The organism is Ruegeria sp. AO1 (assembly GCF_056535985.1).
The window spans coordinates 169,493-181,237 of record NZ_JBQFJC010000002.1 but is presented as its reverse complement, the minus strand read 5'-3'; the positions used below and the strand labels follow the sequence as shown (position 1 = coordinate 181,237).

Annotated in this window: 16 protein-coding genes; 7 read left to right on the top strand and 9 right to left on the bottom strand. The window is 55.7% G+C overall.

Going from position 1 to position 11,745, the window contains the following annotated elements:
• Nucleotides 1-8 precede the first annotated feature (8 nt).
• The 6 genes from ACR3FB_RS19030 to ACR3FB_RS19005 are packed head-to-tail and all read left to right on the top strand — an operon-like array spanning nt 9 to nt 4,036.
• Nucleotides 9-980 carry a YVTN family beta-propeller repeat protein gene (locus tag ACR3FB_RS19030; RefSeq protein WP_480566396.1) on the top strand — a complete coding sequence of 324 codons (972 nt, stop codon included), beginning with the start codon at nt 9-11 and terminating at the stop codon, nt 978-980.
• Between the two features lie 19 nt (nt 981-999).
• On the top strand, nt 1,000-1,437 hold the full coding sequence (locus ACR3FB_RS19025) for a cupredoxin domain-containing protein (RefSeq protein WP_480566394.1): 438 nt from the start codon (nt 1,000-1,002) through the stop codon (nt 1,435-1,437).
• A 15-nt stretch (nt 1,438-1,452) separates the two neighbouring features.
• Nucleotides 1,453-1,701, top strand: a complete 249-nt coding sequence (locus tag ACR3FB_RS19020; protein ID WP_480566392.1) for a PepSY domain-containing protein — start codon at nt 1,453-1,455, stop codon at nt 1,699-1,701.
• 20 nt (nt 1,702-1,721) lie between these two features.
• A complete protein-coding gene (locus ACR3FB_RS19015; RefSeq protein WP_480566390.1) occupies nt 1,722-2,687 on the top strand; it encodes an ABC transporter substrate-binding protein in 966 nt (321 codons plus the stop codon).
• 6 nt (nt 2,688-2,693) lie between these two features.
• Nucleotides 2,694-3,443, top strand: a complete 750-nt coding sequence (locus ACR3FB_RS19010; RefSeq protein WP_480566388.1) for an ABC transporter permease — start codon at nt 2,694-2,696, stop codon at nt 3,441-3,443.
• Nucleotides 3,440-4,036: an ABC transporter ATP-binding protein gene (locus ACR3FB_RS19005; protein ID WP_480566386.1), complete on the top strand. Its 597-nt coding sequence runs from the start codon at nt 3,440-3,442 to the stop codon at nt 4,034-4,036. Before ACR3FB_RS19010 ends, ACR3FB_RS19005 begins: the two co-directional genes overlap by 4 nt.
• A 3-nt stretch (nt 4,037-4,039) precedes the next feature.
• Here the strand turns inward: ACR3FB_RS19005 and pqqE are convergent, their stop codons facing one another.
• The 9 genes from pqqE to ACR3FB_RS18960 all read right to left on the bottom strand — a co-directional run bounded on the left by pqqE (nt 4,040) and on the right by ACR3FB_RS18960 (nt 11,118).
• Nucleotides 4,040-5,152, bottom strand: a complete 1,113-nt coding sequence (gene pqqE, locus ACR3FB_RS19000) for a pyrroloquinoline quinone biosynthesis protein PqqE (protein ID WP_480566384.1) — start codon at nt 5,150-5,152, stop codon at nt 4,040-4,042.
• A complete protein-coding gene (pqqD, locus tag ACR3FB_RS18995) occupies nt 5,152-5,427 on the bottom strand; it encodes a pyrroloquinoline quinone biosynthesis peptide chaperone PqqD (RefSeq protein WP_480566382.1) in 276 nt (91 codons plus the stop codon). Before pqqD ends, pqqE begins: the two co-directional genes overlap by 1 nt.
• A complete protein-coding gene (gene pqqC, locus ACR3FB_RS18990) occupies nt 5,424-6,173 on the bottom strand; it encodes a pyrroloquinoline-quinone synthase PqqC (RefSeq protein ID WP_480566380.1) in 750 nt (249 codons plus the stop codon). The genes pqqD and pqqC overlap by 4 nt, the downstream gene beginning before the upstream one ends.
• Nucleotides 6,170-7,066, bottom strand: a complete 897-nt coding sequence (gene pqqB, locus ACR3FB_RS18985; protein ID WP_480566378.1) for a pyrroloquinoline quinone biosynthesis protein PqqB — start codon at nt 7,064-7,066, stop codon at nt 6,170-6,172. The genes pqqC and pqqB overlap by 4 nt, the downstream gene beginning before the upstream one ends.
• A 22-nt stretch (nt 7,067-7,088) precedes the next feature.
• Nucleotides 7,089-7,190, bottom strand: a complete 102-nt coding sequence (gene pqqA, locus ACR3FB_RS18980; protein ID WP_480566376.1) for a pyrroloquinoline quinone precursor peptide PqqA — start codon at nt 7,188-7,190, stop codon at nt 7,089-7,091.
• A 102-nt stretch (nt 7,191-7,292) separates the two neighbouring features.
• Nucleotides 7,293-7,976 carry a response regulator transcription factor gene (locus ACR3FB_RS18975; protein ID WP_480566374.1) on the bottom strand — a complete coding sequence of 228 codons (684 nt, stop codon included), beginning with the start codon at nt 7,974-7,976 and terminating at the stop codon, nt 7,293-7,295.
• Between the two features lie 9 nt (nt 7,977-7,985).
• Nucleotides 7,986-9,587: a sensor histidine kinase gene (locus ACR3FB_RS18970; protein WP_480566372.1), complete on the bottom strand. Its 1,602-nt coding sequence runs from the start codon at nt 9,585-9,587 to the stop codon at nt 7,986-7,988.
• Nucleotides 9,584-10,375 carry an ABC transporter permease gene (locus ACR3FB_RS18965; RefSeq protein ID WP_480566370.1) on the bottom strand — a complete coding sequence of 264 codons (792 nt, stop codon included), beginning with the start codon at nt 10,373-10,375 and terminating at the stop codon, nt 9,584-9,586. Before ACR3FB_RS18965 ends, ACR3FB_RS18970 begins: the two co-directional genes overlap by 4 nt.
• The gene (locus ACR3FB_RS18960; protein ID WP_480566368.1) at nt 10,372-11,118 is read right to left on the bottom strand and encodes an ABC transporter ATP-binding protein; all 747 of its coding nucleotides are present in this window, start codon (nt 11,116-11,118) and stop codon (nt 10,372-10,374) included. The genes ACR3FB_RS18965 and ACR3FB_RS18960 overlap by 4 nt, the downstream gene beginning before the upstream one ends.
• Nucleotides 11,119-11,299: 181 nt before the next feature.
• Between ACR3FB_RS18960 and ACR3FB_RS18955 the strand changes: the two genes are divergently transcribed.
• Nucleotides 11,300-11,737 (top strand): thiosulfate oxidation carrier protein SoxY, encoded by a 438-nt coding sequence (locus ACR3FB_RS18955; protein WP_480566725.1) that lies wholly within the window; start codon nt 11,300-11,302, stop codon nt 11,735-11,737.
• Nucleotides 11,738-11,745: the final 8 nt, after the last annotated feature.

Here is an 11,745-nt window from a genome sequence, read left to right as displayed (position 1 = left end):
GTTTTTTGATGAAACGATTATTGCTGACTGTTGCTTTTGCTGCGCTTGCCTCGGGCCCTGCACTGGCGGGCAAGGCTTTTGTCTCGAACGAACGCGGCAATACCATCACAGTGGTGGATACCGAAACATGGGAGGTGATCACCGAATTTCCGGGCGGGAACCGCCCGCGTGGCATCACCGTCAGCCCGGATGGTGCCAAGCTCTATGTCTGTGCGTCCGATGACAACATCATCCGTGTGTTCGACACCTCGACCTATGAGGAATTGCCTAGCCTCCCCTCTGGGCCGGACCCGGAGCTCTTCATCCTCGAACCCTCGGGCAAGAGGCTTTACATCGCCAATGAGGATGACAATCTGGTGACGGTGACGGATACCGAAACGCGTACCATTCTGGCCGAAGTGCCGGTTGGGGTTGAACCCGAAGGCATGGGGATGAGCCCGGATGCAAAGTTTGTGGTCAACACGTCCGAAACCACCAACATGGCGCATTTCATTTCGACAGAAGATTATACGATCAAGCACAACGTTCTGGTCGACCAGCGCCCGCGCTATGCCCAGTACACGGCGGATGGAAAACGGCTTTTTGTCACCTCGGAAATCGGTGGCACGGTCTCAGTCATGGACATTGCCGAGGACGGCGCGCCCACAGTTGTTGGCAAGATCGGCTTTGAAGTGCCCGGCGTGCAGCCCGAATGGCTGCAACCGGTGGGCGCCAAGGTGACTTCGGATGGCGAGCGTTTGTTTGTGGCGTTGGGGCCCGCAAACCGGGTGGCCGTTGTTGATGCCCAAAGCCTTGAAGTTCTGGACTATATCCTTGTGGGGCAGCGGGTCTGGCAGCTCGACTTCACGCCGGATGAAAAATACCTGCTGACCACAAATGGCAATTCAAACGACATCACCATCATCGATGTGGCCTCTGAAAAGGCGATCAAATCGGTGCAGGTAGGGCAACAGCCCTGGGGCGTGGTGACCATTGACTGAAGTTCTGGGAGGGACGGGAATGAAGAAACTCATGATTGCAGCCGTCGTCGCAATGATTGGCGGGCCGATGTCGGCAGCCCCGCTCTGTGACGATCTGGGATTTGCCGGGCTTTTGGCAAAGTGCAACCGCGGTGACACCATCAAGCTGACACTCGCGTCGGGTCAACCGCTGGGTGAGGATGTAGTCTTGCAGTCCGGCGCCTACTACAAGCTTGAGATCACAGCTGACGGCTCGGCAGAGCTGGCCATAGAGGGGCCATCGTTCTTCCGCGCGATCTGGATGAACGAGATCGTCATCAACAAGATCGAGATCCGACCGATGGCGGTGGACAGCATCGAATTCGACAAGGCTGGCGTCGCTGAGCTGTCGTTTATCGCTATCAAGCCCGGCAGCCATGAAATTCGAATCCCCGGGTCCACAGGTGACTCGCAACGTATTTCCGTCAGCATTCAATAGAGAAAGGATAGTATTATGAAAAAGCTTGGAGTTTTGATGATAGCCGGACTTATGGCAGCGCCTGCTTTTGCCGAAGAGATTGATGCGGAAACCGTTGGCAAAATCGAAGCCTATCTTGCTTCCATCGAATGCCAGATGGACCCGGATGATATCGAGGTCGAAGACGACGGCTATGATCTGGATGATGTGATCTGCAAAGGCGGCAACCAGTTCGATATCAAGTTGGACAAGGACCTGAACGAAGTCAGCCGTAAGGCGGAATAGCGGATGAACTGGATGAACCCATGATCAGACTGTTTTGCGCCTGCTTTGTCCTTGCGCTGACTACAGGCGCTTTGACCGCTGAGACATTGCCGACAATTCGCGCGGCAGTGCTCAAGATCGGAACGGTGAATTGGGAGCTTGAGACCATTCGCCAGAACGGTCTGGACCAGAAACACGGCTTTGTTCTTGATATTCAACCCTTTGCCGACAACGGCGCAACCCGTATCGCGGTCGAAGGTGACGAGGCTGATCTGGCCGTGGCCGACTGGATCTGGGTCGCGCGGCAAAGGGCGGCTGGCAAAGACTACGTCTTCATCCCTTACTCTAAAGCCGTTGGGGGAGTGGTTGTGCCTGCCGACAGCCCTGCGACCAGTTTGAAGGACCTGGCAGGCGGCAAGATCGGCATCGCCGGCGGCCCGCTGGATAAATCCTGGCTGATCCTGCGAGCCTATGCAGCGCAGGAATATAGCATGGATCTGAAGGCCGAGACCGAGCAGGTGTTCGGTGCTCCGCCGCTGATATTTAAGTCGGCGATAGGAGGGGACTACGCGGGGGCGATCAATTTCTGGCACTTTCTGGCCAAAATGAAAGCATCTGGCATGAAAGAGTTGATCTCAGTCGAAGACGCCGGTCAGGCGCTTGGTCTTGATACAAATACGCCTCTGTTGGGCTATTATCTGAAAGAGAGTTTTCTGACTGAAAATCCAGATATTGCGCAAAGCCTGTTTTCGGCCAGCCGCGATGCCAAGGACCTGCTGGCCGGTTCTTCCGAGACATGGGAGGCGATCCGCCCCCGTATGAACGCTAAGTCTGATGCGCAGTTTGAGCAGCTGAAATCCGATTGGATTGCCGGTATCCCAGATCGCAGCCCTGTTAACGCAGACGCGGCCAACAAGATGCTGGAACTCATGGCTGAACTAGGTGGGGCCGAGCTGGTTGGCGAAGCAAAAACAGTGCCACAAGGTCTGTTTGCTGACGTGGAATAGGATTTGATGCACGACACGCGCCTTACGCCACTTTTGTCCATTGCGGGCCTTGTGGCGTTGTGGATTGTTGCGGCGTCGCTAACTGCGGACCCGCAAATTCTGCCGCAGCCCTGGGATTTGATCCCCCGTTTTCAGCAGGAACTTTCGTCCGGAGAATTGTTGCGTAGCCTTGGTGCGACGTTGGTGCGGGTGATCTGGGCTTTCGCGTTGGCAATGACCCTTGGGACCATCATTGGTCTGTCGATGGGGCGTTCGGATGCGTTGAACCGGTGGCTCGACCCTTGGTTGGTCATCTTCTTGAATTTGCCCGCCCTAGTGCTGATCGTGTTGTGTTATCTCTGGATCGGATTGACTGAGGCGGCGGCGATTACAGCCGTGACATTGAACAAAATTCCCAATGTCGCGACGATCCTGCGCGAAGGCGGCAGAGCGCTGAGCCCGGATTTGGACGCGATGGCCCATGTTTATCGGCTGCCTTGGCAAACGCGACTGCGACATGTGGTTCTGCCGCAGCTTGCTCCTTTTATTGCTGCTGCTGCGCGATCGGGGCTTTCCCTGATCTGGAAGATCGTGCTTGTGGTTGAATTTCTGGGGCGTTCATCCGGCGTTGGATTTCAGATCCACCTGTATTTTCAATTGTTCGATGTGGCTATGGTTCTGGTCTACGCGTTTTCATTCATTGCGGTCATGTTGGTCGTTGAATGGCTGGTCTTGCAGCCCTGGGAGCGCAACGCCAGACACTGGAGAGCCGTATGATCCGCATTGACATACGGCAAAAACGCTTTGGCAACGAAATCACCCTGGGTCCTATTTCCTTTGATATCTCGAAAGGAGAAACGGTTGCGCTGACTGGACCGTCAGGCATCGGCAAAACCACTCTGTTGCGGTTGGTGGCCGGAATCGATCTTGATTTTGAGGGCCAGATTGTGCGGCCGGATCGGCTTGCGATCGTATTTCAGGAGCCCACCTTGCTGCCCTGGCGCTCGGTTTTAGACAATCTGATCCTGATCCATGCGGATTTGTCTCGCGCTGATGCCATCGCGGCCCTGTCCGATGTCGGTCTGGAGGGGAAGGGCGATCTATTCCCCGGCCAACTGTCCCTCGGGCAGCAGCGCCGATTGTCACTGGCACGCGCTTTTGCAGGGCAGCCAGAGTTTCTGATCATGGACGAACCTTTTGTATCTCTGGACGCCGAAACAGCCGAGACGATGCTGACCCTGACGGAGAATCTGATCGCGCGACATGGTCCGGCCACCCTGTTCGTGACCCATTCCAAATCAGAAGCGCAGCGTTTGTCCGACCGGATACTGAACCTGAAATCCGGACCTAACGGGGCCGTTTTAGAATAGGGTTTATTCTGCAGGCTCGGTCGCTGTTCCGGGTGAGACGCGATAGACAAAGGGCGCGTCCGCTTTGGCGGCATGCTCGTTCGCCTGATCCTGTAAAGCCTTATGATGGGGCGACTTAATGCAAACGGGATCGGTGGCACTTGCCTCTCCGACAATGGCCATGGCCTGACAGCGACAGCCCCCAAAATCGATGGTTTTTCGTTCGCAGGTTTTGCAAGGGTCTGACATCCAGTCCGTGCCACGATACGCATTGAACGCAGAGCTATCGTACCAGATATCCGCAAGTGGTTTGTCCTGTACCCGATCAAATGACAGATGAGGAATGGATTGGGCCGCGTGGCACGGCAGGACCTGACCGTCCGGAGCCACATTCAGACCGGTCGTACCCCATCCACCCATGCATCGCTTGGGATAGTCATCATGGTAATCCGCCGGGACATAGTCGATCACCAACTGCCCTTTGAGGGTTTTGCGCGCTTTAGCCACCTGTTGCGTCACCTGCTGCGCCTGCTCGCGTGTCGGCATCAAAGCGTCCCGGTTCTTTAAGGCCCAGCCGTGGAATTGCACTGTTGCGACCTCGATCCGTCTCGCGCCCATCTCTTGTGCTAGCTCCAGCGCGCGTGGCAATTGGTGTGCGTTGTGACGGTGCAGAACAAAGTTCAGGGTCAAGGGGAACCCGATCTGTTTGATCCATTCGACCGTCTTCATCTTTCGGTCGAACCCACCCCGATAGCCGCCTACCTTATCCGCTATCCTTGCGTCGGTGCCTTGAAGGGACAGTTGGATATGGTCTAGACCGGCCTCATCCAACTCATTCAAGCGACGCTCTGACAGTCCGATCGCCGATGTGATCAGGTTGGTATACAGCCCAGCCTCACGCGCCACTTTGACCAAAACAACCAAATCGCGGCGCGATGCGGGTTCACCACCGGAAAGGTGCAATTGCAATACGCCAAGGGCAGCGGCCTCTTGGAAAACGCGTGTCCAGGTCTCGGTATCCAACTCACTGTTGAGCTTCGCCATTTCGACCGGGTTGGAGCAATAGGGGCACGATAGCGGGCAACGATGGGTCAACTCGGCCAGCATGGCAATTGGGGGAGGGATCTTTGCTTGCATCAAATTACGTCCAGAAAGCGTCGCGCGCGCAGGGCATCCAGAAAGCCTGAACTGTCTTCGGCTATTTGTTCTTTCGGAGCATTGTATTTTTCGGACAGAATTGAAGTGATTTGCCCAAAGCTGCGCTGGCCGTCGACCTCGGTCAAAATCGCATGCCCGATCTGATCCAGCGTAACGGCCCGTTCCGGTGCCAACAGAACCCATTGATCCCGCACGGAATCGAAATGGATACGCACACCGCGCGGGAGCGAGGGGATCTCCTGCGCCAACATCATGATGCCTGCCGCATCAGCAAACCGGTGTCCGGTCTCCAGGCGCCCGGCGGAATGCGGGCAGGTTCGACATAAGCCCCCCACAAGGCATCCAGTTGAGACCAAAGAACATCTGTCTTGAAAATCAACGCTTTGGCAGCGGCATCCTGCTTTTCCGAAGTATCCGCATGATCCAGAACCCATGCCAGACCAAAGGCCACATCCTTTGGCGCCTCTTTTAGGCGATTGCGGAAATACGACAATGAGCTGTCATCCGCAAATTCGTAGTGTTGAAGCAGGCCTTCGATCCTGTTGGCGTGAATTTTTGGAGCAAAAAGTTCGGTGAGCGAGGCCGCGACCGCCTCAAGCAACGTCTTTTCGCGGACAAACCGCACATAGGCATCCACGGCAAATCTGGTGGCAGGCAAAACACCTTCACACGAGGCGACGTAGTCCGGGTCAAGCCCAACCGCCTCGGCTAATCGCAACCAGCGTCGGATACCCCCTTCGTTCTCGTCCGTGCCGTCGTGGTCTTCAATCCGCGAGCGCCACGCACGGCGCAAGGCCGGATCTTCAACCCGGGACATGAAGGCCGCGTCCTTCATCGGGATGGAATGCTGGTAGTAATACCGGTTGATCACCCAGGCGCGGACTTCATCGGGTTCGCATTGACCGCCGTGCAGGCGATGGTGGAAGGGGTGCAAATCATGATAACGCTCGGCTCCGATGTGGCGCAGCCGGGCTTCGAATTCTTCGCGGCTTTGGGTCATATCGTGATCTCCATTCCATCCTGACCTATCGTCCAGCCTTTGGCCTGCGCCTGGGCATTCTCGTCGCTGTCGGGACGCAGAACCGGATTGGTGTTGTTCATGTGGACGAACACTTTCTTTCCGATCCTCATATCGGCAAACCCGGCGATCGAGCCGTCGGGGCCGTCCATCGACATATGCCCCATGCGTTTACCTGTTTTCTGCCCCAATCCGGCGCGCACCATCTCATCATCCTGCCAAAGCGTGCCGTCAAAAAACAGAAGGTCGGCACCATCAAGCTGCGTACGCAACTCTGGCGTCAAGGCAGCACAACCCGGAATATAGAAAGCCGTCTTTCCTTGCGAACTCAGCGCAACTCCAACGGTTTGTTCGCCGACCAGATCCGTTTGAACATGTTCCCCTTCAAGGTATAAGGGTACCTTTCCAGGCACCGGGAACAGGGTTGCTTCCAAACCCGGAACCAGTTCGAACGGCTCGTTCAAAGAGATCGGCGCACGGTCCACCACGGACGCGTTCAGCGCTCCGAAGATCGGATTTTCAGCGATAACATCATGAATGCCGTTGGTCGCAAACAAAGTGAATGGCTGCATCTCGCGCAACGTGAGCAAGCCCGCCACATGGTCAATATCCCCATTTGTCACCAGCACCGACGTGATCGGTATGTCCCGTAACCCAGTGGGAAACAAAAGGGGCGTTTCACCCAACTGCGCGCGAATATCAGGTGAGGCATTTAGGATGGCCCAGTTCTGACCATCGGAAGACACGGCGAGGGAGGATTGCGTTTGCGCAGGTATCTCTCCGCGACGTGCAAGATTGCAGTTTTTGCAACCGCAATTCCATTGCGGAAGGCCGCCGCCAGCAGCGGCCCCAAGTATTATTGCGCGCAACGTCATTGGTGTTGGCGCTTGCGGCTGATCAGATCAGGCCGCCACCGCGTTCGTCATTATGATCGGGGCCATACATGTTGATTTCCATGCCGCATTCGATTTCGCGGATAACAGGTTTATTCCAAGCCATATCGGGGTCCTCCTCCTCAGAATTGCTTTGAGCCAATGTGGCAGGTCTCATGCGGCTGGGCGACTCTTAATTCATAAGAGAGGCTTAGACTTTCGTCGGTGGTCAGTCCTCGTCCGGGAGCGGAGCGAGCCCTTGAATGCAGAAGCCTTGGTTTCGTATAGTCTTGATTTCAAAACAGAAATCTTCTGATCCCAGTTTCTTTCTCAGATAACCGATATATACATCGACCACATTTTCGTTGCTGGACCCGTCCTGCGACCAGAGCGTGTCAAACAGCTCACCACGCGAGATAGGAGATCCGGCTTTGCTGTTGAGCAACATGAGCAGATCGAATTCACGATCGGTCAATGCAACACGTATGTCCCGGATAGAGAGGGTTTTGTTCTGGACTGAAAAACGTGCCGGATCGGGACGTTGTGACAGGACTCTGTGTTCCTGTACCTGCAATCGGGCCACAAGTTCGTCAAAGCTGAAAGGCTTCACCACGTAGTCGTCAGCCCCTGCTTCAAGCCCGGCAGCGCGATGATCGACGTCGGAGAGGGCCGACAACATCAGAATGGGAATCGCAACACCTGCATTACGCGCAGCTTGGACCAATTCGATACCACTGTCTGCGCCCAGCATGACATCAACAATTGCGCCCGAGAACGCACCGCTTTTCAATCGTTCCAGACCTTTATCGGCGCGGTTCTCCGCCTCGGCTGAGTAGCCGTGTAGCGACAGGCCTCGAACAAGGGCCGAGGTGATTTTCGGGTCGTCATCTACGATCAACAGTCTTGAAGCCATGGGATCACTCTAAGCCTCAGCCACCGGTAATCGAATGCAGACATTTGTACCGGCATTTGCACCCAAAGCACGGTCCTGCGCGACCGGGCTGGTGATCGAGATTGAACCTTCATGTGCCTCAATAACCCATCTGGCCAGGGCCAGCCCAACGCCAAAACCCTGGCTGTTTGCGGCACCGCCCTGAACAAACCGTTCGAATATCTGACCTTGTGTGTTTTCTGGAATACCTGGTCCGTTATCGGCAATCTCTATTTGCACAAAGCCATCTGCTGTTCGGCCCGAAAGCGACAGATCTCTGCCCCTGCGCGCGTGCCGGATTGCGTTGCGTAGAAGGCTAAGCATAACTTGGCGCATCCAGTTCGGGTCGCAATGCAATGCGCAATCGGGAAATTCTTTGACCTTCAGCTGCATGCTGGCGCTGTCGATTTCGGGTTGGATGTCACGTATGACGGTTTGCATCAACGTGCGCAGCGCAACATCTCGCGGTTCCAGAGCCAGCTCACCAGTTTCAGACCTCGCAACACGCAGCAAATCGTCAATACGCTGGTTCAGTTTTGCCGCACTGGTTTCGATCGTTGCCAAAGCCTCTGGTGCAGTCGCGCCGTCCCGTTGGCCAATCTGCGACTCCATCATGATAACCGTCAGCGGTGTGCGCAATTCGTGGCTGATATCTGCAAAAAAGCGGCGGCGGTTTTCGTCAATTCTGGACAAAGTTTCATTCGCCGCGCTGAGCTCCCTCGTCCGCTGAGCAATCGTCTCATTCAATCGGGCCCATTCTACATCAACCTCATCCTGACGCTGCTTTAGTGCCGCCGCCATTCGATTGGTTTCGCCATATAGTTTCCCGATCTCATCGTTGCGCGTTTCTGGGAGGGAAATTGAAAACTCTGATTTGCCAACCTGAACCGCCGCGTTCCGCAAACGGTCCAGCCGAGAGAACTGCGGCCGCACCAGACCAAAGTAGAACCATGCCGTGCTGAACAAAGCAAATAGTGCAAGCGCCAATGCGACCCACGTTAGCGCTATGCGGGTCTTTTCGATCCCAGCCAGTATCGCGTTTCGAAACAGAATCTCAGTATTCACAGCCTGACTGAGCAAGGGATCAAATGCCGACGCAAACGAGTCGATATGAGCGCGTAACCTTGCCTGATCGGCCGTGGTATCGGCAAGCCCGTCAAGTGTATTGGCAAGTAGCGCCTCCATTCTGGCCAGGCCTAGGGATTGGGTTCCGTATCGGGATTGCTCGTCCAACCCGAGGGATTGAACGGAGCTGACTGCTTCTTCCACATCGGATCGAAGTTGCAGAAAAGTTGTCCCGATCTGGTCCCGGATCGGAGACAAGCGATCCAACCGCGTTTCGACGGATTGGCCTGTCTGGATCGACTCGGTGGCGATCACAAGAAACGTCGCGGCTTGGGTTGACAAAGCAGCATAGCGCGCCATCCGGGTTTCCGAGGCCAGTGCGGTCTCCAGACGGTCGGCGACGGTTTGCATTCCGAAATAGAGGATCGCGGCCGTCAACAAGGTGCCTGATCCAAGCACAATTGCGCCAAGACCTAGACGGGTTTTCAGAAGCAGGCTGCGTTTCGTGGCTTGGGGCTGGGTCGTCATGACTTTCGCTTCATCAACCCACGGGCCGGATCGTATCCCCAAACGGCGATTGTGCATAAAACGGCGGTGGACCCCAGAACCCAGGCTAAAGCCCCCCAATTGATCTGCAGATAAAGCAGGAACCGGATCAACTCGACAACATGGGTAAATGGGTTGAACGCGCAAATATCACGCAGCAAGGGCGAGCTTTCGGCCATTTTCCACAAGGGGTAGAGAGCTGAGGACAGGAAGAACATCGGGAAGATAACGAAATTCATGACCCCGGCAAAATTCTCAAGTTGTTTTATGAAACTGGACAGCACCAATCCCAGTGCCCCCAACATAATACCACCCAGAACCAAACCCGGCAGCACAGCGAAATAACCTGGCAGTGGCAGGACAATTCCGAACAGTGCCGCCAGCGCCAGAAACGTGTAAACCTGAAGGATAGAGATTGCTGTCGATCCCAGCAGGCGGCAGAACAACAACCACCAGCGCGGGAACGAACTGGTTAGCAATAGTCGCATTGAGCCCATCTCGCGGTCATAGACAAGGCTGAGCGAGCTTTGCATTCCGTTGAACAGCAGGACCATCGCACACAGGCCGGGTACGATATAGATCTCGTAGGTGATATAGGTCTGATAGGGCGGGATGATTGACAGGCCGAGGGCGGCGCGAAACCCGGCCGCGAAGATCAAAAGCCACACCATTGGTCGAACTAAAGCAGCAAGAAATCGTTCGCGCTGATGGATAAAGCGCAGGAATTCACGCCCGATGATGGCTTTTGCGACCCCCCAGTACCCGTTCATGCTGGGGCCTCGGTTTGGGAGAGGAACCAATCGGACAGTGTTTGATCTCCGCGCAGTTCGTCTGCCTGTCCGCGGGCCAGAATTTGACCGCGATGCAGCACCAGCAACTGGTCATCGTCGCGAATTTCATCGGTGAGGTGCGTGGTCCATAGAACGCACAATCCCTGTGCCGCTAAATCGTGAACATGGTCAGTGATCGCCTGCCGAGCCGCAGCATCAAGCCCGACAGTTGGCTCATCCAACAGCAGCACCGAGGGATCGTGCAGTAGAGCACGCGCCAACTCCATGCGGCGGCGATGACCTCCATTCAGATCGCGTACCCTTTCCCCGGCGCGTTCGCGCATGCTCAACCGATCTAGTGCCGCGTCGATTCGGGCATGAACCTCTGATCGTGGCAATCTGTGCAGGGCGGCGAAATAGGTCATGTTCTGGCGCACTGTCAGACCCAGATCCAGCGTTGGTTGCTGAAAGACCACGCCGAGTTTTGCCAGCGCTTTGCGCGGGGTCTGGCGCAGGTTGCAACCCGCTACACTGATTTCGCCGTCTGGTGCCACTAGCAACCTTGTCAGCAGGGATACCAAGGTCGATTTTCCAGCCCCGTTGGGGCCGAGCAGCCCGCAGAAAGTTCCGGCCGCAACCTCGAAGGACACAGAATCCAAGGCTGTCTTGGCACCGTAGTGAAAGCTCAGCTCGCGTACGGCGAGACCGGGGTTGGCTGCCGCCTGTAACCGCGCGTCTGACATTCTTCCTCCGATCCAAACTGTGGAGTTTATTCGCAGCTTGCAATGTCAGGTCGTGTTTCTCAACCTTCCTGTACGGGACCCGTACCGCGACTTAAGTATGTGAAGGTTCACGGATATGTTATGTATTCGAACAAAGGTTCCGCAGGTAACATCGTCTGCAGTTTAACGGGAAAGGGCCGAAATGTCCCTTAGTCGGCGCGATGCAATGCAAGTGAGCCTTTGGGCGTTGATTTGCTTTGCTATTCCCCTACGCGCGCAAGACTTGATCGCTTTGCCAAATGTCGCAACGCTGGACGAATTGATCGCCAGTTTTGCTGGAAATACACGGATTGAGGACACCGGCGTTTCCATCGATATGGATGAAATCGCGGAAGATGGCTATCGCGTGCCGGTGAGTATTGATGCGCCTGAGGCGCAGGAGCTCCTGTTAATCGCGCCCGGCAACCCGGTTCTGCCGGTTCTCAGGGCTCGGTTCGGTCCTTTGGCAGGCGCGCACGCCATATCAACGCGCATTCGTCTTGGACAGTCCCAAGAGGTTCTAGCCCTCGCTCGTTTGCCGAACGGCAGTGTCAACAGTGGTACACGGGCTGTTTCAGTAGTCGTTGGCGGGTGTGCGTGATGGAGGAT